This is a genomic window from Allobosea sp. (genome assembly GCF_035999205.1).
In the GTDB taxonomy this organism is placed as follows: domain Bacteria; phylum Pseudomonadota; class Alphaproteobacteria; order Rhizobiales; family Beijerinckiaceae; genus Allobosea.
This window is the reverse complement of record NZ_DASYHA010000025.1, coordinates 1,212,164-1,233,020: the sequence shown is the minus strand read 5'-3', so window position 1 is coordinate 1,233,020 and position 20,857 is coordinate 1,212,164. Positions and strand designations below refer to the sequence as shown.

The 20,857-nt window shown below is 66.0% G+C and carries 20 protein-coding genes; 6 read left to right on the top strand and 14 right to left on the bottom strand.

The genetic code is table 11. The annotated features are described in order from the left end of the window. Window positions 1-90: 90 nt before the first annotated feature. The 4 genes from VGN82_RS21210 to VGN82_RS21195 form a co-directional block, all read right to left on the bottom strand. A complete protein-coding gene (locus VGN82_RS21210; RefSeq protein ID WP_327529027.1) occupies window positions 91-1,110 on the bottom strand; it encodes a putative 2-aminoethylphosphonate ABC transporter substrate-binding protein in 1,020 nt (339 codons plus the stop codon). Window positions 1,111-1,218: 108 nt separating this feature from the next. Beyond that, window positions 1,219-2,670 (bottom strand): phosphonoacetaldehyde dehydrogenase, encoded by a 1,452-nt coding sequence (gene phnY, locus VGN82_RS21205; protein ID WP_327529026.1) that lies wholly within the window; start codon window positions 2,668-2,670, stop codon window positions 1,219-1,221. 1 nt (window position 2,671) lies between these two features. After that, the gene (gene phnA / locus VGN82_RS21200; protein WP_327529196.1) at window positions 2,672-3,919 is read right to left on the bottom strand and encodes a phosphonoacetate hydrolase; all 1,248 of its coding nucleotides are present in this window, start codon (window positions 3,917-3,919) and stop codon (window positions 2,672-2,674) included. 17 nt (window positions 3,920-3,936) lie between these two features. Next, the gene (locus tag VGN82_RS21195; protein ID WP_414644357.1) at window positions 3,937-5,112 is read right to left on the bottom strand and encodes a 2-aminoethylphosphonate--pyruvate transaminase; all 1,176 of its coding nucleotides are present in this window, start codon (window positions 5,110-5,112) and stop codon (window positions 3,937-3,939) included. 75 nt (window positions 5,113-5,187) lie between these two features. Between VGN82_RS21195 and VGN82_RS21190 the strand changes: the two genes are divergently transcribed. After that, on the top strand, window positions 5,188-6,081 hold the full coding sequence (locus VGN82_RS21190) for a LysR substrate-binding domain-containing protein (protein WP_327529024.1): 894 nt from the start codon (window positions 5,188-5,190) through the stop codon (window positions 6,079-6,081). A 2-nt stretch (window positions 6,082-6,083) separates the two neighbouring features. On the opposite strand, the gene VGN82_RS21185 is transcribed toward VGN82_RS21190, so the two are convergent. After that, window positions 6,084-6,932, bottom strand: a complete 849-nt coding sequence (locus VGN82_RS21185) for an EamA family transporter (protein ID WP_327529023.1) — start codon at window positions 6,930-6,932, stop codon at window positions 6,084-6,086. Next, window positions 6,929-7,663 carry a metallophosphoesterase family protein gene (locus VGN82_RS21180; protein WP_327529022.1) on the bottom strand — a complete coding sequence of 245 codons (735 nt, stop codon included), beginning with the start codon at window positions 7,661-7,663 and terminating at the stop codon, window positions 6,929-6,931. The genes VGN82_RS21185 and VGN82_RS21180 overlap by 4 nt, the downstream gene beginning before the upstream one ends. A 423-nt stretch (window positions 7,664-8,086) precedes the next feature. On the opposite strand from VGN82_RS21180, the gene VGN82_RS21175 reads away from it, so the two are divergent. Then, window positions 8,087-8,491 (top strand): cyclic nucleotide-binding domain-containing protein, encoded by a 405-nt coding sequence (locus VGN82_RS21175; RefSeq protein ID WP_327529021.1) that lies wholly within the window; start codon window positions 8,087-8,089, stop codon window positions 8,489-8,491. Further along, on the top strand, window positions 8,467-8,856 hold the full coding sequence (locus VGN82_RS21170; protein ID WP_327529020.1) for a Crp/Fnr family transcriptional regulator: 390 nt from the start codon (window positions 8,467-8,469) through the stop codon (window positions 8,854-8,856). The genes VGN82_RS21175 and VGN82_RS21170 overlap by 25 nt, the downstream gene beginning before the upstream one ends. Before the next feature lie 83 nt (window positions 8,857-8,939). Here VGN82_RS21170 and VGN82_RS21165 read toward each other — a convergent pair whose 3' ends face one another. Genes VGN82_RS21165 through pcaF form a run of 3 tightly spaced genes read right to left on the bottom strand, consistent with a single transcriptional unit; the run spans window position 8,940 to window position 11,559 of the window. Beyond that, window positions 8,940-9,596, bottom strand: coding sequence for a 3-oxoacid CoA-transferase subunit B (locus VGN82_RS21165; RefSeq protein ID WP_327529019.1), 657 nt, complete (start codon window positions 9,594-9,596; stop codon window positions 8,940-8,942). Next, entirely contained in the window at window positions 9,596-10,306 is a 711-nt protein-coding gene (locus VGN82_RS21160; RefSeq protein ID WP_327529018.1) for a CoA transferase subunit A, read from the bottom strand. The genes VGN82_RS21165 and VGN82_RS21160 overlap by 1 nt, the downstream gene beginning before the upstream one ends. A gap of 44 nt (window positions 10,307-10,350) precedes the next feature. Then, a complete protein-coding gene (gene pcaF / locus VGN82_RS21155) occupies window positions 10,351-11,559 on the bottom strand; it encodes a 3-oxoadipyl-CoA thiolase (RefSeq protein WP_327529017.1) in 1,209 nt (402 codons plus the stop codon). 505 nt (window positions 11,560-12,064) lie between these two features. Between pcaF and VGN82_RS21150 the strand changes: the two genes are divergently transcribed. Then, the gene (locus tag VGN82_RS21150) at window positions 12,065-12,313 is read left to right on the top strand and encodes a hypothetical protein (RefSeq protein WP_327529016.1); all 249 of its coding nucleotides are present in this window, start codon (window positions 12,065-12,067) and stop codon (window positions 12,311-12,313) included. Window positions 12,314-12,643: 330 nt separating this feature from the next. Here VGN82_RS21150 and VGN82_RS21145 read toward each other — a convergent pair whose 3' ends face one another. From VGN82_RS21145 to VGN82_RS21125, 5 genes are read right to left on the bottom strand one after another with little or no spacing between them, the layout of a single operon-like run. Then, on the bottom strand, window positions 12,644-14,131 hold the full coding sequence (locus VGN82_RS21145; RefSeq protein ID WP_327529015.1) for a M81 family metallopeptidase: 1,488 nt from the start codon (window positions 14,129-14,131) through the stop codon (window positions 12,644-12,646). Between the two features lie 45 nt (window positions 14,132-14,176). After that, complete coding sequence (locus VGN82_RS21140; protein ID WP_327529014.1) at window positions 14,177-15,022, bottom strand: ABC transporter permease; 846 nt, start codon at window positions 15,020-15,022, stop codon at window positions 14,177-14,179. Next, complete coding sequence (locus tag VGN82_RS21135; RefSeq protein ID WP_327529013.1) at window positions 15,019-15,951, bottom strand: ABC transporter permease; 933 nt, start codon at window positions 15,949-15,951, stop codon at window positions 15,019-15,021. Before VGN82_RS21135 ends, VGN82_RS21140 begins: the two co-directional genes overlap by 4 nt. A 30-nt stretch (window positions 15,952-15,981) precedes the next feature. Continuing rightward, entirely contained in the window at window positions 15,982-17,550 is a 1,569-nt protein-coding gene (locus tag VGN82_RS21130) for an ABC transporter substrate-binding protein (RefSeq protein WP_327529012.1), read from the bottom strand. A 51-nt stretch (window positions 17,551-17,601) separates the two neighbouring features. Beyond that, a complete protein-coding gene (locus VGN82_RS21125; RefSeq protein ID WP_327529011.1) occupies window positions 17,602-18,480 on the bottom strand; it encodes a MurR/RpiR family transcriptional regulator in 879 nt (292 codons plus the stop codon). Between the two features lie 143 nt (window positions 18,481-18,623). On the opposite strand from VGN82_RS21125, the gene VGN82_RS21120 reads away from it, so the two are divergent. Together VGN82_RS21120 and VGN82_RS21115 are read left to right on the top strand one after the other, a co-directional pair. Then, window positions 18,624-19,892: an NAD(P)/FAD-dependent oxidoreductase gene (locus VGN82_RS21120; RefSeq protein WP_327529195.1), complete on the top strand. Its 1,269-nt coding sequence runs from the start codon at window positions 18,624-18,626 to the stop codon at window positions 19,890-19,892. Between the two features lie 308 nt (window positions 19,893-20,200). Further along, complete coding sequence (locus VGN82_RS21115; protein WP_327529010.1) at window positions 20,201-20,845, top strand: helix-turn-helix transcriptional regulator; 645 nt, start codon at window positions 20,201-20,203, stop codon at window positions 20,843-20,845. The last annotated feature ends 12 nt before the right edge of the window (window positions 20,846-20,857 follow it).

The following is a 20,857-nucleotide window of genomic DNA, read 5'->3' as shown; positions in this document are numbered from 1 at the left end:
GTTCGGAAGGGGGCGTCCGGTCGCATGATTTGCCGGCTTGCATAAGCTGTGCCGCGCCCTCTTCCCTAGAGGAAGGGGGCGCTCTCAGCCTCAGTTCTTCGGCGCAGCCTTGGATTCGTAACGCTTCGACCATTCCGCGAGGACGCGCTCGCGGTTCTCGGCCATCCAGCCCAGGTCGTTCTTCACCATCTTGGCCTCGGCATCGGCCGGGTAGTTCTTCGGCGAGGCGTCGATGCCGGGATAGGCGACGATAGCATAGGCCTTGGCATAGAGCTCGCTCGCGTCCTTGCTCGCAGTCCAGTCGGCGATCTTCTTGGCGATCGGGGCGACCTTACTGCCCTTGACGACGGCACTGGCCTCGACCTCCCAGCCGACTCCCTCCTTCGGGATGATCACCTCGATCGGCGCCCCCTTGGTCTTCTCGGAAGCCCCACGCATGTCGAGCGCGAGGCCGACGGTGCGCTCGCCGCGCGCCGCCTGCACGCAGGGCGCCGAGCCGGAATGGAGGTAGGCGCCAATGTTCTCGTGCAGCCCGTCCATGAACTTCCAGCCGGCTTCCTCGCCCATGCCCTGGAGCCAACCCGCGACCATCAGGTAGCCGGTGCCGGAGGAGGCCGGGTGCGGCATCACGATCTTTCCCTTAAGGGCAGGATTGTGCAGGTCGTTCCAGGACACCGGGGCCGGCACGCCCTTGGCTTCGGCGGTGTTGAAGCAAACGACACCGAGATAGGCGGCCGTTCCGGTCCAGGTATGGGGCGCCTTCGCGGGGCGGAAGGCTGGCTTCAGCGTGGCGGCGCCCTTCGGCTCATAGCCTTCAAGCAGGCCGGCCTTGTCGAACAGCAGCAGGCTCGATGCCGCGAGACCGATCACCATGTCGGCCTTGGGAGCGTCCTTTTCCGCCAGGAAGCGCGCGGTGATCACGCCCGTGGAGTCGCGCACCCAGGAGACCTCGGCTTCGGGCACAGCCTTCTCGATCGACGCCTTGAACGGCGGGAGCAGATCGTTTTCGAGTGCGGTGTAGATGGTGACCTTCGTCCGTTGGGCCTCGGCGTGCCCAGGTATTGCGAGAGCGAAAGCGCCGATGAGGGCAGATGCAAGCCAGCTCTTCATGTTATCTTCCCCTGTTTGTACGGTTTGGCACTCGCCTGGTGCGTCGTTCCCAAAATGATTGTCGGCCGGCGGATCGAGCCACCGGCCCTCGGCAAAACTGAAGGTCCGCTAAGCGGTCCAGGGCATGGACCAGGTCTTGACGTTGGTGAAGGACTTCATCGCCTCGACGACGCCCTCCTTGTAGCCGAGGCCGGAATCCTTGATCCCGCCGAAGGGCGACATCTCGATGCGGTAGCCCGGGACCTCCCAGAGATTGACGGTGCCGACCTCCAGTTCCGCGACGAAGCGCTGGATGTAGTCGTAGCGGTTGGTGCAGATGCCCGAGGACAGCCCATAGGCGGTGGAGTTCGAGATCCGGATCACCTCGGCGATGTCGTCGGGCACGCGGACGATCGGGATGACCGGGCCGAAGGTCTCCTCATGCACCAGCTCGCAGGTATAGGGGATCTTGTCGACGACGGTCGGGTGGAACAGCGCCCCTTCCGCCCGCTTGCCGTAGAGCACCTCGGCGCCCTTGGTGACGGCGTCGTCGACGCGGGCCTGGAAGAGCGAGGCCGAGCGGGCGTTGATGACGCAGCCGACATCGGTTTCCGGGTCCATCGGATCGCCGCATTTCAGCTTCTTCGCCTTCTCGACGACGAGCTTGGAGAAGGCGTCGGCGACGCTCTCGACCACCAGGATACGCTTCACCGCCGTGCAGCGCTGGCCCGAGTTCTTGGTCGCGCCGGTAACGGCGAGTTCGGCCGCCTTGTCCAGATCGGCATCCTCCATGACGATCAGCGGATCGTTGCCGCCGAGCTCGAGCACGATGCGCTTGTAGCCGGCCTTGTCGGCGATGTGCTTGCCGACGCGGACCGAGCCGGTGAAGGTCACCAGATCCGCGTCGGGATCGGTGATCATCGCATCGCCCATGGTCGAGGGATTGCCGGTGACGACCGAAAGCATCTCCGGCGGCAGGCCCGCTTCATAGAGCACGTCGGCGAGCGCCAGCGCGGTCAGCGGCGTCAGCTCGGTCGGCTTCAGCACGAGGCGGTTATTGGTCGCGATCGCCGGAGCCAGCTTGTGGCTGACCATGTTGAGCGGGTGGTTGAACGGGGTGATCGCCGAGATCACGCCGAGCAGCGGCTGGCGTGTCGTGAAGATCTTGCGCGCCTTGCCGTTCGGCGAGATGTCGCAGGAGAACATCTCGCCATCGTCCTTGATGGTGAGCTGCGCCGCGAAGGACCAGACGTCATAGGCGCGGCTCGCCTCATAGAGCGAGTCCTTCCAGCACAGGCCCGCTTCCGCCGTGATCAGCTTGGCGAAAAGCTCCTTGCGGTCGCGCAGCAGCTCGGCCGTCTTCTGCAGGATCTGCTGGCGCTCGTAGCGCGAGAGCTTCGGCTTGAACGCCTTCGCCTTGGCGAAGGCCTCGCGCACATGCTCGGGCCGGGCGGCCGGGATCAGGCCGACGACGCTGTTGTCATAGGGGTTGTGGACCTCGACCATATCGTCGGTCGTGACCAGCTTGCCGGCGATGCGCATCGCCTCGCGCCGCACCGGCGGCTTCACCGTCGCGTTCATCTCAATTCACCAGGTTCAGGGCGACGTCGAAGACGTCGAAATTGCGGAGCGTGCGGCCCTGGGGCACCGTGATCGGCCGGTTGGCGATCATCGGCACGCGCTGCTCGGTGATGCCGCCATGCGAGCGCAAAGGCTCGGTCAGGCCCGAGAGATCGTGCCGGTCCGGCGAGGTGCCGATGACCTTCTGGCGGGTCGAGACGACGACGACATCGCCGATCCGGTCGGCCGGCAATTCGAAGCGCTCGCAGGCTTCGGCGGAGGTCACCGCCAGCGCGATGCCGTCCAAACCGGAGATACGGGCCGCAACCTCTTCTTGGCTCGCGCCATCCGGCAGGTAGACCGTGGCGAAGGAGCCGAGCGCGCCGTGATGCACGACATAGGGGTCGGTGATCGGCAGGATCACGCGCATCGTGCCCTTGCCGTACCACTGGTCCATCAGGCTCTGGAGATAGACGACATCCGGCTCGCCATTGGCGAGGTGCTTGTCGTTCATGCCGTGATCGGCGGTGATGACCAGCGTGCAGCCGAGCGCGTCGAGCTTGCCGACATAGCCGTCGAACATGGCGTAGAAGCTATCGGCCATTTCCGAGCCGGGTCCGGCCTTGTGCTGCACATAATCGGTGGTCGAGAGATACATCAGGTCGGGCTTGAAGCTCTCCAGCAGCTTGACGCCGGCGGCGAAGACGAATTCCGAGAGATCGGCCGAATAGACCGACGGCACCGGCATGCCGACGAAATCGAGTACGTTCTCGATGCCGTTCTCCGCCTTGTTGGCCTTGTCGGCCTTCTCCGAAGAGAAGGCGATCGCACTGCCGGAGGCGAAGTCCAAGCCCTTGCCGAGCAGGGTGCGCAGCTTGTCCTTGGCCGTGACCATCGCGACCTTGAAACCGGCCTTCTGGAACTCGGCCAGGATGGTCGGCGCCCGCAGGAAGCGGGCATCGTTCATCATCACCTCTTCCTTGGCCTCGCGGTCATAGAAGAAGTTGCCGGCGATGCCGTGCCAGATCGGTGGGCGGCCGGTGATGATCGAGAGGTTGTTCGGGTTGGTGAAGCTCGGGATCACCGAATAGGCATGGGTGCTGGCGCCGGCCTTCATGATCCGGTCGAGGTTCGGCGTCAGGCCCTTGGCACTGGCCGCCTCGATATAGGCCGGCTCCGAGCCGTCCATGCAGATCACCACCGTCGGACGCTGCGGCCGGGCATATTCGCGACCGTTCGCAACGACATCCGAGCCGATCTTCGTGTGCATTGTCATCTCAGGGCTCCTCACGCGGCCGACTTCAGGCCGACGCCCATTTCATCAAGGACATCCGACACTGTGGCGACGAAGGCGCGCATGTCCTGCGCACCGAGCGCGCCGATGCAGCCGATGCGGAAGCTGTCGGCGACCGTCAGCTTGCCGGGATAGATGACGTAGCCGGCATCCTTGAGCGCGTCGTAGAAGCGCTGGAAGACGAAGTTCTTGTCCTCCGGCATGTGGAAGGTGACGATGATCGGCGCCTGCCTGGCAGCCGGCAGCAGCGTGCGGAAGCCGAGCCCCTCCATGCCCTCGATCAGGATGCGGGCGTTCTCGGCATAACGCTCGCCACGGCCTGCAACGCCGCCCTCGGCCCAGAACTCCTGCAAGGCCGCATGGAAGGCGACGATGACGTGGATCGGCGGGGTGAAGCGGTACTGGCCGGTGCGCTCGAAGCCGGCATTCTGGTCATGGAGATCGAGCACCAGCGTCGTGGCGTTGCCCTTGGTCTCGGCGAGAGCGCTCTTGCGGGCGATGACGAAACCGAGGCCGGGAACGCCCTGGATGCACTTGTTCGAGGAGGCGGCGACCGCGTCGAAATAGACCTCGCGGCTGTCGAGCGGCAACGCGCCGAAAGCGCTCATCGAGTCGACCAGCAGGCGGCGGCCATGGCGCTTGGCGAGCGCGGCGATCGCCTCGACCGGGTTGCGGATGCCGCTGGTCGTCTCGCAATGGACGGTGAAGATGTGGGTGATGGCGGTGTCAGCGACCAGCATGCGGTCGATCTCGGCGAGATCGGGCGGGGTGTCCTCGGCGGTCTCGTGGACCGCGACCGCGCGGCCGGCGATCTCCAGGATGCGCTTGGCGCGCTGGCCATAGGCGCCGTTGATCAGGACCAGTATCTTGCCGTCGCGCGGCACGAAGGTGGTCAGCATCGCCTCGACGGCGAAGGTGCCGGAGCCCTGCATCGGCACGGTGACGAAATCCTCGCCGCCATGGATGATCTTCGGCAGCTCCTCCAGAACCGCCTTGTTGATGCCGACGAAGGTCGCGTCGCGCGAGCCCCAGTCATGCACCATCGCCTCCTTGATGGCCTTGCTGGTGGTCAGCGGGCCGGGTGTCAGGAGGAGCGGATCACCGGTTTCGGAAGAGGCAGGGCGGCGGGCTTGTGCCATGTCGATCTCGCTTTTCGCGTTGCAGCGCATGACGAGACGGTAGGTTGCGGTTTGACATAGCTCCAATACATCGTATCCATGTCACCCATAGAAAGTGTCTATGCAATGGCGATCAGCTATTCCGGCCTGTCGGCCTTCCATGCGGTGGCGGAGGCGGAGAGCTTCACCGGCGCCGCCAAGGCGCGCCATGTCAGCCAGCCGACCCTGTCGGCGCAGGTCCGCGCGCTCGAGGACGCCTATGGCGTGCGCCTGTTCGATCGCGTCGGCCGGCAGATCAAGCTGACGCCACTGGGCCAGAGCCTCTTCGTCATCACGGCCCGCCTGTTCGCCGCGCAGGACGAGGCACAGTCACTGCTGGCGGGCACGCGGACGCTGCAGCGCGGCCATCTGCGTATCGCGGCCGACAGCGCGACCCATGTCATGGCCGCGCTGGCGCGGATGCGCGAAAACTATCCTGGGCTCACGTTCTCCCTGACGATCGGCAATTCGTCCGAGGTCGTCGATCAGATCATGGAGTTTGCCGCTGATGTCGCGATCACGGCGCGCCAGAGTTCGGATCCGCGCCTGCACACGGTGAAGCTGCGCTCGGATCGCCTGGTCGCCTTCGTCTCGAACGAGCATCGCCTCGCTCCGCATGACAGCATCCCGATCGAAGCCTTTGCCGGCCAGGACATCGTGCTGCGGGAACGCGGCTCGATCACGCGCGAGACGTTCGAGGCGCGCCTGTCGGAAGCGGGGATCAAGCCGGCGAACCTGCTCGAGGTCCAGTCGCGTGAGGCGGTGCGCGAGGCCGTCGCTGCCGGCTTCGGCATCGGGGTGATCTTCGAGGCCGAGTTCAGGTCCGACCCGCTGCTCAAGCGGCTGGTCATCACCGGCGCCGATTTCGCCGTGGGCGAGTATGCGGCCTGCCGCGCCGAGCGTCGGCGCATTCCGCTCGTGCGCGGCTTCTTCGAAACGGTCCAGAGCTTGGCCGACGCCGAAGCCGCTCTCGAACGCTGAGATCAGGCGAGGCGCATCAGCGCGAGCGCGGCGACGATGCAGCCGCAGGCGACCAGCCGTGACGCCTGCAGCGGCTCCTTCAGCCAGAGATAGGCGATCAAAGCCGCGAACAGCACGGAACTCTCGCGCACCGCCGCGACGAGCGGGATCGGCGCGACCGTCATCGCCCAGATTGCGATCCAATAGGCGCCGAGCGCCAGAAGGCCGCCGGCCGCACCCTGCAGCCAGAACGGGCGCATCGCCGTCAGGGCCGGCTTGCCTCCCCGACGCAGGACCGCAAAGGCGATGAGTGGCAAGGCATCGATCACGAACAGGGCGGCCGAATAGGCATGCGGGTCACCCGCGGCACGCGCGCCGAGCCCGTCCACCAGGGTGTAGCCGCTGATCATGACGGCCGTGAACCCGGCGAAACCAAGCGCGACCGGATCGAAGGCTGTGCCGCGCCTGCGGCCCAGCGCCGAGATCAGCATGATGCCGACACCGAGCAGTCCGATGGCGACGAATTGCAGCGGCGAGAGACGTTCGCCGAAGAGCGTCAAGGCGGCCGCCATGGTCAGGAGCGGCGCGCTGCCGCGCGCCATCGGATAGATCTGGCTCATATCGGCGCGGCGATAGGCTTCGGCGAGGCCGATGCAGTAGCCGAGATGGAGCATCAGCGAGCCGACCAGCCAGGGCCATGCCTCGGCCCTGGGCAGGCCCGTCATGAGCAGGGCTGGGACGGCGAAGATCCCGGCGGTGAACTGGATCATCGCCATGGCGAGGAGCGGGTCGAGTTTGACCTTGACGCAGGCGTTCCAGCCGGCGTGCATCGCCGCCGCCGCGAGCACGATGAGGAAGATCTCGAGGCTCACGCCTGCGCCGTCCCGGTCGCCAGCGCCAGAGCCCAGTCGTCCCGACCGCTCTGGCGCGCCCGCGCCGCCGCCGCGTCCCAGTCATAGGCGATGGCATGGTGTTCGACGGTGATCGCGGGCGACAGCGTCACGATCGCGAAGCGGGCATGCGGGCTTCCGCTTTCCGAGACGTGGGCGGGCGCCGTATCGTCGTGGTAGGCGGGGCATCCGACACTGCCGGGATTGACGACGAGCACCCCGGCGGGAAGTCGCAGCAGGCGCGGCAAATGGCTGTGGCCGCAGAGCACGAGGCGCGCTTGCGTGCCTGCAAGCCGGGACTCGACGGCGGCTGAGCTGTCCGGCAGAAGGCGGCCGTCGGCAACCCTTTCCATCAGATAGGCTTCGTCGTCGCCGGGGGTGGCATGGAAGCAATGCGCGCCGGCGACGAACTGCTCTTCCGGCAGCGTCGACAACCATGCGCGATCGGCGGCTTCGAGCCTTTCCCACGCGAAGAGGTCGGACCGGCCAAGCCCTTCGGGCGACGTCGCGCCCAGCGCCCGGTCGTGGTTGCCGCGGACGTGCAGCATCTCGGTCGCCCTGAGGAGCGAGACCGTCTCGGCCGGCCAGAGCGGGCCCGAGGCGCAATCGCCGAGATTGATGATCATGTCGGGCGAAGCGTGCTGCAGCCGGTCCAGGACCGCCTCCAGCGCGGCGACATTGCCGTGTATGTCCGCGATCACGCCGATGCGCATGGCTCACCTCTTGGCGTCGAAGCCAAACGATCGACGTCCGCGCCGCGCTTTACAGCATGCCGGACGCTTTGCCAGCGAATAATGGTGTCGGGCTTGGTCTGGCGACTGCCGCTCCGAGCGCAAGATTCTGGCGCCTTGGCGCGCGCCATTTGGGGCGCTCGCCCTTCATGCGCGCGATTGCCGCAGAAATGTGTGGATGCGCCGAACGGTCCATGCGCCGCGGCTGCCAAATACTTCAAGTCTGAATAGAGTCGTGAATCAAGGCCTTTAGTACGGGATTCGCCTATGCTGCCGGCCACTTCGGATCATGCATTGCTGCGGCTTTCTGTGTGACCTGAGGTAATTCGAGTACGGAGCGTCTTGCGCAACATCGATACGCCCAAACGACCAGTGCAGTGACCCTTGTATGCCGGGAGCGAATGCTTGGAGCCGCAGTTGAAGGGTGATTTCGATATCCGCAATCTGGTCCTGCTCTCGTTGCGGCCGGAGGCGCGGGCGTATCTGCAACCGAGACTGATCACCCGACGCCTGTCGCTCGGGCAGGTTCTCTATGAGGACAACGCTCCCTTTACTCATGCGATCTTTCCGCATGACGGCGTGGTCTCGATGCATGCGGACATGCAGGATGCACGCGGCGTCGAGAAGGCCGCGATCGGCTATGAGGGCTTCGTCGGCATCGCCTTGGTGATGGGTGGGACGAGGCGATCAGCCAGTCCAGCGTCGTCCTCCCGGGCTATGCCTCCTGGCTTTCGATCCAAGATCTCGACGAAGCCATTGCGCGCTTCCCCTGCGTGCGCCACGCCATGCTGCGCTACGCCAAATGCCTGATCATCCAGCTGCTGGAATCGGTGGCCTGCAACAGCCTGCACAGCGCCGAGGAGCGGATCTGCCGCTGGCTCCTGCACGCGCATGACCGGGTGGTCGGCCATTCCTTCCAGCTCACCCAGGCGGCGGTCTCGCGGGCGCTCGGGCTGCGACGCGCAACCGTCAACATGGTCTGCTCGAAGCTGATGGAGCAGGGAGCGATCAGCTATTCACGCGGCGACTTGACGGTTCGGGATCGCAGCGTGATGGAGGCGCGTGCTTGCGCCTGCTACGGCCGGGTCGCGCGCGCCTTCGAGAGGACCTCCCAGCCGCTGGCGCGCTTCGCCGAGGAGCTCCCCATGCCTGCTCCGGCCAGCCGCGATCCATAGATTGGCGGTTGACAGGAGGACAACAGGCGGAGGCCGGCCCGGCGCGACCATGAGGTCGCCCCGACCCGGCTCGGCAACTTAGATCAGGCTGCTTGGGCCAGAGCCACCGCGAAGGGCGCGGCCGTCTTGGCCTTGACCTCGTCGAGCGTGACGCCCGGAGCCAGCTCGATCAGGGTCAGCCCGCCGCCATTCTCCTTGTCGCAGGACATGACGCAGAGATCGGAGACGATCATGTCGACGACACCGGCGCCGGTCAGCGGCAGGGTGCAGCGCTCGAGCACCTTGGATTCGCCGGCCTTGTTGGCGTGATCCATCACGACGATGATCTTTTTGACGCCGGCGACGAGGTCCATCGCCCCGCCCATGCCCTTCACCATCTTGCCGGGGATCGTCCAGTTGGCGATGTCGCCGTTCGCCGCCACCTCCATGGCGCCGAGGATGGCGAGGTCGATATGGCCGCCGCGGATCATCGCGAAGGAGTCGGCCGAGGAGAAGAAGCTCGAGCTCGGCAGCAGCGTGACCGTCTGCTTGCCGGCATTGATCAGGTCGGGGTCGGCCTCACCCTCATAGGGAAAGGGGCCGATCCCGAGCAGGCCGTTCTCCGATTGCAGCGTCACGTTCACGCCTTCGGGAATGTAGTTCGCCACCAACGTCGGGATGCCGATGCCGAGATTGACGTAGAAGCCGTCCTTGAGCTCCTTGGCCGCACGTGCGGCCATCTGTTCGCGGGTCCAGGGCATCAGACGGCCTCCCTCTTGCGCTCGGTCAGCTTCTCGATGCGCTTCTCGTTGATCGTGCTCTTGATGACGCGGTCGACAAAGATGCCGGGCGTGTGGATCGACTCCGGATCGAGCGTCCCCGCCGGCACGATCTCCTCGACTTCCGCCACCGTGATCTTGCCGGCGGTTGCCATGTTCGGGTTGAAGTTGCGCGCGGTCTTTCGATAGACGAGGTTGCCGGCGGTATCGGCCTTCCAGGCCTTGACGATGGCGAGGTCGGCCCTCAGCCAGGTCTCGCGGACATAAAGCGCCCCTTCGAATTCCTCGACCGGCTTGCCCTCGGCCACCACGGTGCCGACGCCGGTCTTGGTGTAGAAGGCCGGGATGCCAGCGCCGCCGGCCCGGATCCGCTCAGCGAGCGTGCCCTGCGGGTTCAATTCCAGTTCGAGTTCGCCGGCGAGATACTGCTGCTCGAACAGCTTGTTCTCGCCGACATAGGACGCGATCATCTTCTTGATCTGCCTTGTCTGCAGCAGCATCCACAGGCCGAAGCCGTCGGCGCCGGCATTGTTCGAGATCACCGTCAGATTCTTCACGCCGGAATCGCGGATCTCGGGGATCAGGCTCTCCGGATTGCCCGAGAGGCCGAAGCCGCCGGACATGATCGTCATCCCGTCGAAGAGAAGGCCGTCCAGCGCCGCCTTTGGGCCGTCATAGATCTTGTTCGTCATCCATCCCTCGCTTGATTGCACCGTGCCGGTTCCCGGCCGTTTTCTCAAATCCGTTCAAAGGCGACGGCAATGCCTTGGCCGACGCCGATGCACATGGTGGCGAGCGCACGGCGCTTGCCGGTCAGCGACAGCTCGAGCGCCGCCGTACCGGCGATGCGGGCGCCCGACATGCCGAGCGGGTGTCCGAGCGCGATCGCTCCGCCATTCGGGTTCACGAAGTCGCCGTCCTCGGCGATGCCGAGTTCGCGCAGCACGGCGATGCCCTGGCTGGCAAAGGCTTCGTTGAGCTCGACGATGTCGAAATCCGTCGGCGTCAGGCCGAGGCGCTCGCACAGCTTGCGGGTGGCCGGGATCGGCCCCAGCCCCATCACGCGCGGCGCGACGCCGCCAGCCGCGCCGCCGGACACGCGCGCCAGAGGGGTCAGGCCGTATTTTGCAGCGGCCTTCTCCGAGGCGATGATCAGCGCCGCTGCGCCGTCATTGACGCCAGACGCGTTGCCGGCGGTGACGCTGCCGCCTTCCTTGCGGAACGGCGTCGGCAGCTTGGCGAGCTTCTCCAGCGTGGTGTCGCCGCGCGGATGCTCATCGATCACGACGCGGATCGGGTCGCCCTTCCGCTGCGGGATCAGGACAGGCACGATTTCCTTGGCGAGACGACCGTTCTGCTGGGCGGCGACCGCCTTCAGCTGCGAGCGCAACGCGAAGGCGTCCTGGTCGGCGCGGCTGATCCCGCAATCGGCCGCGACGTTCTCGCCCGTCTCCGGCATGGAATCGACGCCGTATTGCGCCTTCATCAGCGGGTTGATGAAGCGCCAGCCGATTGTGGTGTCGTGGATCTCGGCATGGCGCGAGAAGGCGCTGTCTGCCTTCGGCAGCACGAAGGGCGCGCGCGACATGCTCTCGACGCCGCCGGCGATCATCAGCTCGGCTTCGCCCGCCTTGATCGCGCGGGCGGCGGCGATCACCGCATCCATGCCCGAGCCGCACAGGCGATTGATCGTCGTGCCGGGAACCTCCTTGGGCAGGCCCGCCAGCAGCAGCGACATGCGTGCGACGTTGCGATTGTCTTCGCCGGCCTGGTTGGCGCAGCCGAAGATGACATCATCGACCGCACCGAAATCGACGCCGTGATTCCGCTCGACCAGCGCCTTCAGCGGCACGGCGCCGAGATCGTCCGGCCGCACCGCGGACAGGGACCCGCCGAAGCGGCCGATCGGTGTCCGAACGAAGTCACAGATATAGGCGTCAGTCATGGTTCGTCCCGTGTTGCCTGGTTTCGGCGCGTCCAGCGTACAGTCCTAGCCGCGTCTGGTCGCGATATCGAGCCCGCCGCGAGCGATCACCGATAGCCAATCCGTCCGCCGAACGAGAATCATCATGGATTGCGCTTCAATCAATGCCCGCCCGGCCAGGAGATGGTTCGGTCCCGACATGCGGCAGTCACAGGCATGCACCATCATGACCGGTGCCTTGGTGGCCAACGTCTCGCCAGTGACACACGCCGACCCAAGGCCGGTCGATGGAAGACGAAGCTGAACCATCGACGTCCTGGCACCTTCAAGTTCGAAACACATGGCTGCGTTGCAGGAGCAGAGGATACAACGGCTGAATCGGTAACATATCTCTCTTGGATAGGGGTGACAGCAGAGCGCTGTAGACCGCATTCGGGTGTCCTTTGGCTGCTGCGACGGATCGATCGGGCTTGGCAGCTATCAGGATCGCTCTGCGGCTTGCCGCGTTGGGTCAGGAGATCGGACTATGATCAGACGAATGCTTGTAGGAACTGCAGCGACGATCGTTCTTCTTGGCGTTGCGGCAGTTCAGACCCCGGCATCGGCCTGCAGCAAGAGCAATGGCTGTACCCAAGATGTCCAGAACGAAGATTACAAGATGATGCACGATGGCCGCATGAACGAGGCCATCAAGGAGGGGCAGGCCAATATGGAAGCCTTCCGCGCGATGCGGGAGGCCGAGCAGGCGCGGCAGGCGAGGCAGCCCACGCGGTAAGCGAGCGCGTGTTACACGATAGGCCGTCATGCCCGGCCATGGCTGGCGGTACTGTTGAAAGATGGGCGCTGATGGGGCCATTCCCCTTGGCACGCTCCGTCATCTGACACCGCCCGCGGCATGGTTGAGCGAGCGGGGGCGATCGCGTTCCCTCATGATTGCACCACCGCTGCGCCCGCCGGGCGCAGCGGGCTTCCCGGCCCGGACAGACCCTCTATGCCTGCGGCGACATGACCGCCGGCGCCGGAGCCTGACCGACACCGCGCGTCGTGGCTTGCCCTGCAATTCCGCTCCATGGCGGGGAGGGAGAGGGCCGGCTTGCCCTTGTCGTCACCCGTTCCGGTCGAGCGGGAACATCGGCCGCCGCACGCGCTTGTAGGGCAGCTTCGACAGGTCCGGCGTGCAGAGCGCCCCGCTGTCGCAGACGATGACCTTGCCGGCGATGGGCTCGAAGGCCGCCCGGAAATGCTGCATCGACTTCAGTCCGACGACGCGCTTCGCCGCCGGATTGATGCCGAAGGCGCGGAACTGCTGCAGGTCGGTCATCTGCGCCCGGATCGTCGTGACAAGGATCTCGATGTCACCAACGCGGAGCACCGCGCAGGCACCCCAGTTGCCGCGCAGGCCACCGAGCATCGGCCCATCGCCGATATAGGCGCCGTCGCTCACGCTGACGAGCGTACCGGTGAGCGCAAGCGGCCCGCCGCCGATCTCGGGATCGACCTTGCCGCCGAGCCGGACCGAGACAGTCGAGCCCGGCGTGCCCTTGCGCAATTCGGCCGCTGCTTCCGGATCGACGATCGGGCCGAAGCAAGCGTCTTCAAGTTCGGCCGCGATCATGCCCTTGAGCAATCCCGTCGCATCGCCATAGCCACCACCGCCGGGGTTGTCGGCATAATCCGCGATGATCAGCGGTCCCGATGCAGCGACATAGGCCTTGGCCTCCGCGACCGCATCCTCGACCGAGAGGAACGGCGTCACCACCTCGAAGCGGCGCTGCCACATGTCCTCGACCAGCGCGTCGGCGAAAGCCTGGTGCTTCTCGTGCTCACCGTCGCAGGTGACAAGCACGGTCGGGCCGACCTCGTGGATATCGGCATTGCCGAACCCGCCATTGACGCTGACGGCGAAGACGCCCGCCTCCTTCTCATAGGCCTTTGCCTTGGCGATGCGCTCGACCATCGGGCCGATATCGGTGCGCCCGCCATTGACCTCCTCCAGCATCGGCCGCTCGGCGCGCAAGGTCATCGGCCTGATCTCGCCTGCCATGGCGCGTTGCAGGATGCCGGCGGCGAGCTTGCCGGTCTCGCGGACGTCGACATGGGGATAGGTCTTGTAGGAGACGACGATGTCGGCGAGCTCGGTCATCTTGCGGGTGACATTGGCATGGGGGTCGAGAGTGATGCCGATCGGCACCTTCGGCCCGAGCACCGCGCGGATCCGCTCCAGCAATTCGCCTTCGCCATCCTCGCAGAACTCCGTGACCATGGCGCCGTGCAGGCCGAGCAGCACGCCTTCGATCTCGCCTGCATGGGCCTTCGCGGTCTCGACGATCACGCCGGCGATGCGGTCGAAGGCATCGCGCGTCACCGGGCCGGAGGGCTGGGCGGTGGCGCTGATCGCGTGGATGACGCGCCAGCCGGCGGGGCGGCCGATGTCGAGGAAGCCGGCAATCGGCGTATTGGCCTTGCCGCGCTCGCTGATCGCATCCTCGCCGAGCCGGACGCCGCGATCCGTGAAGGCGGCATAGTCGGCCGGGCAACGGCTGAAGGTATTGCTCTCATGCGAGAACTCGGCGGTCAGCACGGTGAAGGTCATGGCGTTCCTCGAAGCACTTCTTTGTTCTGGCAGAGGGGAGGCCGGTCAGCCGTCGCGCAGCGGCCGGCGGATATCGAGCGCTTCGATGAGCGCGTCGCCGAACAGGTTGATCGCGATCACGGTGGTGGCGATGACGAGGCCGGGAAAGATGATGATCCAGGGCGCGATGAAGATCTGCGCGGTGCCCGAGCTCATCATCCCGCCCCAACTCGGGATCGGCGGCTGCGCACCGAGGCCGAAGAAGCCGAGCGTCGCTTCGAGCACGATGGCATCTCCCGTCGCCAGCATCCCGGCGACGATCACTGGCGTCATGGCGTTGGGCAGCAGATGCAGGAAGAGGACGCGGGCCGGGCGCGCGCCGGCCGTCACGGCCGCATCGACGAAGAGTTCGCCCTGAAGGGCCAGCACCTGCGACCGGGTCAGACGCGTGAACTGGGCGAGATAGGCGATGGCGATGGCGATCGCCGTCGAATGCAGCCCGGGCCCGAGGATCGCGATCAGGATCAGCGCCAGCAGGATTTCCGGGAAGGACCAGGTCAGGTCGACCACGACGGTGACCACCTTGTCGAAGAGGCCGCCGAAATAGCCGGCGGCGGCGCCGAGCGTCGCCCCGAGCATCATGGAGAGCGCTATCGACAAGACGCTGACGCTGAGCGAGGTGCGCGCGCCCTGGATCAGGCGCGAGAGCAGGTCGCGGCCGAACTCGTCGGTGCCGAGCCAATGCGCGGCCGAGGGCGGCGTATTGGCCATGGCGAGCTTCTGCGCGGCATAGTCATAGGGGGCGATCCACGGCGCGAAGATCGCGCAGAGCACGAGCGCGGCGAGGAAGAGTGCGCAGAGGGCGCCGCGCGGCGAGCGGGCGATGCGCGCGGCGAGCGAAGGGCGGCTCATTGGACACCCATCGCTTCGCGCAGGCGCGGGTCAAGGGCCGCCTGGGCCAGATCCCCGAGCAGCGTGCCGAGCATGACCGCGATGGCCAGCATCAGCAGGCAGCCCTGGACGAGCGGGTAGTCGCGTTGCGCCAGCCCGGTGATCAGCAGGGAACCAAGGCCCGGACGGGCGAAGACGTATTCGACGGTGACGGCGCCGCCGAGGATCCAGCCGATGCGCAGGCCGAGGATGGTCATCACCGGCAGCATCGCCTGCTGCAGCACGTGCCGCAGCTGGATCCGCCAGAACGGTACGCCCTTGGCCTGGAGCACGCGGACAAAGTCGCGGCTGGCGATCTCGACCATGGCGGCGCGGGTCACGCGAGCGATCAGCGCCGTGCCGCCGATCCCGATGGTAAGCGCCGGCAGCACCAGCGCATCCCAGCTCCGTGCGCCCGAGACCGGGAACCACTCGAACTGCACGGCGAAGAGCAGGATCATCAGCAGCGCGAGCCAGAAGCTCGGCAGCGTCGAGCCGAGCAGGATGAAGCCCATCACTGCCCGGTCGAACGGGCTGTCCCGGAAGGAGGCGGCGAGCACGCCGGTGACGATCCCGACGGTCGTGGAGAAGACCAGCGCCGTGCCGCCGAGCGCGAGGCTGTGCGGCATGTTCTCGGCGATGAGGTTCGCCACCGGCTGGCGCATCACGATGGCGTCGCCGAAATCGCCGGTGACGACCTTGGCGAGCCAGGTGCCGTACTGGGCCAGAAGTGGCCGATCGAGGCCGTAGCGGGCGATCATCTCCGCCCGCTGCTCGGGCGACGAGCCGACCTGGATCAGATGCTCCAGTGGGTCGCCCGGCACGAGATGGATGATCATGAAGATCACCAGCGAGACGGCGAGGAACACCGGCAACAGCATGGCGAGCCGCCGGATCGTGAAGCGCAGCAAGGGTGTCTCCCGCGTGCGGCCGTGGCCGGCTCAGTTCGCCGGCGCGATGTCGATCATCGACTGGCTGGAGAAGCCGATCCCGCGGATCTTCTCCGGCACCGTGATGCGCTTGCCGTAGGCGAGGCTCTGCACCGGCTGGTAGATCGGGGCGAACGGGTACTGCGACAGCACGTACTCATGGTACTTGGTGAAGTTCTCCACGCGCTCGTCCCAGGTCTTGGACTTGTTCATGGCAATGTCGTTCAGGCGCTCCGCTTCGGGATCATTGAGCATCGAGACGTTTGGATAGCCTGCGCGCTTCGCGGCGAAGAACCAGTCGACGATGTCGGCATTGGTCCATTGATAGGCGCGCACCGCGAGCTGGTGCTCGGTCTTCTTGCGGTACTGAGCGTTGATCGAGCCGGCGTCGATGATGCTGATGTCGGCCTGCATGCCGACGGCCTTGAGCTGCGCCTGGACGATCTCTGCGAGGCGCTTGAACTCGGTACCGTTCTGCGCCCAGAGCTTGACCTGGAGACGCTTGCCGTCCTTGGCGCGGATGCCGTCCGCGCCGGGTTTCCAGCCGGCCTCGTCGAGCAGCTTCTTCGAGCGCTCCGGATCGTAGGCGATCTTGTACTTCGGATCGACCTGCGACTCCTTGAGCGAGGAGATCAGGAAGGTGTCGGCGACGGCGCCCACACCGCCGTAGAGGCTGGCGAGGATTTCCTTCTGGTTGATGGCGAAGGCGGCCGCCTCGCGCAGCTTGATGTCGTTGAAGGGTTCCACGCTGGTGTTGATCGGCATGTAGACGAGCTCGTTGCCGGGGATCGTCAGGAGCTTTGCCGCCTTGTCTGCCTGGATGCGCGGCAGGAAGTCGGTAGGAACGTTGACGAGCATGTCGGCGCCGCCGGTCTTCAGCTCGAGATAGGCAGTCGATTCCTCGGCGATCTCGCGGAAGGTCAGCTTCTTGAACTTGGCCGGCCCCTGGTTTGCCGAGAGGTTCGAGGCCCAGGCATAGTCGTCATTGCGCACCAGCACGGTCTGCTGGCCCACGGTGAACTGCTGCATCTTGTACGGGCCGGTGCCGATCGCCTCGGTCACGCCGAACTTGTCGCCGAGCCGCTCGAACGCCTTCGGCTCCGGTATGGCCATGAAGGAGCTGGCGAGGTTGAACAGCAGGTTCGGATCGGGATTCTTCATATGGAAGCGTACGGTCAGGTCGTCCACGACCTCGACCTTGTCGATTGCCTCGACGGTGAAGGCGTTCTCGGTGCCCTTGAACTGCGGCACCCACCATTCGATCGTCTTGGCGTTGAACGGCTCGCCATTGTGGAACTTCACGCCCGGCTTCAGCTTGAAGGTCCAGAGCATCCCATCGGGGCTCGCTTCCCAGGAGGTCGCGAGCTGGCCATGGAAGCTCTGGTCGGCATCCTGCACGACGAGCCGGTCGAAGATCAGCGTCGTCGCCGTGTTGAGCTTCGTCGCCTTGATCGGGTTGTAGGTCGGCGCGCCGACGAGGCGGGCCGTCATCACGAACGTCGCCTCCTGCGCCAGCGCCGTGGTGCTGGCCAGCGTCGCCAGCCCGAGCGCAAGAATGCTCCCCTTCATCATCGTCTTCATCTCGCTTCCCCTTTTGTTTCGAGATGTTGCGAAAGGCTTGGATCGTGGCCGTCAGCCGAGAGGGCCGGAACTGTCCCCGACATGGCCGGTGAAGCGACCGTAGAGTTCGGCCATCCGGTTCAGCCGCTGCTCGACCTCGGGGCCGAGTTCGACGAAGACCGCGTTGATCAGCAGGTTGCTGAGGTTCGCCATATGGGCGGTCGAGTCCCAGAACAGGTTGAACTCGGTCGAGACGACCAGCATCTCGTCGACCAGCCCACGGCCCCAGTCGCAGAAGGAATCGGTGATCAGGGTGGTCGGGATGCCGGCGGCCTTGGCCTGCTCGGCCAGCACCTTGGCCATGCGCGAATAGCGCCGCGCCTCGAAGATCACGAGGCAGCGCCCCTTGTCCTCGGAGAGGAGCAGCTCGGAGAAGTTGCCGGCAGCTAGATCCGCGAGATGCACGCCGTCCCGCAGGTACTGCAGCTGGTTGGCGAGATATTGCGCGAGGCCGCGCTCGGTCTGGAAGCCCGTGACATGGACCGCGGACGCCGTTGCGAGACGGCGCGCCACGCGCTTCCACTCCTCGCTCTGGGCGAGCTCGTAGAGTCGGACGAGCCCGGCGATCTCGAGCTGCAGGCTGCGTGCGAGCTGGTCGTCGCCCGCCAGGCTGCGCTGCTGGAAATCGCGCAGGCGGTCGCTGATCAGCCAGGGCCGGTCGCCTATCTCCTCGGCAAGGCTGCCCTTCAGGTCCTTCAGGCTCTTGTAGCCGAGCGTCCGGCAGAAGCGCCCGACCGTCGGCTCGCTGACGGAAACCTTCTCCGCGAGGCTCGCCGCTGTCTCGAAGGGCAGGCTCGCCATCTGCGCGAGCATGTAGCTGCCCAGCGCCTTGTCGGCCTTGGAACCGCTGGCGAGGCAAGCCTGCAATCTCTGGCGAAGCGTGTGCGACATCGGGGCTCCCTGCGGCAACTCATGAAGAAATTTTTCTTTCAGGCTGTCAAAGGATTTTTATTTTCTTGCAAACGACTTCCGTTTGGGGCTCGTTCTCGCCATGCCCGCTTCGGGTGGATGGGACGGGCCTGCGCCGCGTGACGATGACAGCAACACGACAAGCGGATGTGATCGTGCTCGGGGCCGGCATCGTCGGCGTCAGCGTGGCGCTGCATCTGCAGGAGCGCGGGCGCAGGGTCCTGCTCGTCGATCGCGGCGAGCCGGGTGCCGAGACCAGCCACGGCAATGCCGGGTTGATCGAACGCTCGTCGGTGGTTCCTTACGCCTTCCCCCGAGACCTTCCGACGCTGGCCGCCTTCGCCTCGAACCGCTCGATCGCAGTGCGCTATCGGCCGGCGGCGCTGCTGCGGATGGCGCCCTGGCTCGCGCGCTATTGGTGGAATTCGGCACCGGATCGGCTCGACAGCCTGGGCCGTGCCATCCTGCCGCTGATCGAGCGCTCCATCGACGAGCATCGGCGATGGACCGATGCGGCGGGTACACGAGAGCTGATGCGCGGCGAGGGCTGGATCGAGCTCTACCGCACCCCTCGCGCCCTCGATCAGGCCATCCGGGCCGCCGCGGAGCTGCGCGGCTACGGACTTGCCTATGACGTGCTTCAACCCGAGCAACTGAGCAGCCGCGAGCCTGTCCTGCTGCCAGGCGCCGTGGCCGGAGCATTGCATTGGCGCGACCCCGTGACGGTCAGCGATCCCGGGGCGGTGACCCGCGCCTATGCGGCGCTGTTCACGGCGCGCGGTGGCGTCCTGATCAAGGCGGACGCACTGGCCTTGAGCGGCGAAGCGGCGCAATGGCGTCTCCCCACCGATACCGGGATCTGGCGGGCACAGGAGGTTGTCGCCGCGCTGGGGCCCTGGTCGGCCGATCTCTATGAACGTCTCGGCTATCGCTTCCCGCTCGGCTTCAAGCGCGGCTACCACATGCATTACGAGGAGTCGGGGTATTCGCCTCTGCAGCGTCCGCTCTGCGATGCGCAGGCCGGCTTCGTCCTCAGTCGGATGGAGCGCGGCGTCCGCCTGACGACCGGCATCGAACTGGCCGGCCGCGACGAGCCCTCGGATTCCTGGCAGCTCGACCGGGCGGAGCGCATCGCGCGGCGCATAATGCCGCTCGGCCGGCGCCTCGACGCCGAGCCGTGGCGCGGTGCGCGCCCCTGCCTGCCCGACATGCTCCCGATCGTCGGAGCGGCGCCTCGGCATCCCGGCCTGTGGTTCGCATTCGGCCACGCCCATCATGGCTTCACGCTGGGTCCGGTCACCGGGCGGTTGCTGGCGGATATGATGACGAATGTGCCGACGTTCTGCGATTCCGCGCCCTTCGCGGCAGAGCGCTTTCGTTCACGATTCACCTGACCTCGGCCTGACCGCGCCGCGACGGGGGCGGCTGAAGCATCTCGTTTCGCCAGATGGGAGGACCGTCCGGCCGAAAAGGCCTGACCTGTCCGAAGCGGTGTCGTGAGGCTGCATCAGCTTTGCTTGCTGGCCGCGCGCAATGGAACGCGACCTGCGTTAGCCATTCCCGCAAGCCGAAACTCGCTCCCTGACAATCGCTGTCGTTGTCGTTGAACCGTCCGCGCAGGCGGCGCGACCAAAGGGGGACAGGAGAATCTTGAGCCTGTCATGGCCGGGTCCGGCGCACTGTTACTTGAGGGACAGCGAAGATGCTCCAGCTTGTTGAATCTCCTCGCATGACGATGAGCTTCTCCGTTCCCTCCTCGACGGGCTATTCCGCGCCCCCATCCCGCAACGCCGATGCGGATTCGGATGATGCGGGCCGGGGTGCCAAGCCCCTCTTCATCATCGATGCCGATCTGCGCATCCACTTCAGCAATCAGGGCGCTGCGGCGCTCGCCCGCGAGGGCCTCGGCTCGGGCGGGCGTCTCGTCTGTGCCGACAAGCTCTTTTCTGCGCGGCTCCAGACCTGGCTCAAGCGCCGCTGTGCCGGTTCCGCGCCGGAAGAGATCCGCCTCTCGTTGTCCATGCGCTGCGGCCGGCAGATCGTGGTCGATGCGGTGCATCTCGGCGGCGTCGGAATGGACCTGTTCGTGCTGACGGTCGACGATCCCCAGCGCATGATCGACCGCAATGTCGATGAGGTCGCGGAGGCCTGCGGCCTGACCCCGACCGAGGCGCGCATGCTGGGCCTGATCGTGAAGGGGCTCGACACCGTCGTCGCGGCCAAGAGGCTGGGCATCGCCCGGACGACAGCCCGGACGCATCTTCAACGCCTCTTCGCCAAGACGGGCACGGCGCGCCAGAGCGAGCTCGTCCGCTTCGTCGCGACCTTCATCGAGGAGGCCGCCTGAGAGGCGAGGCCG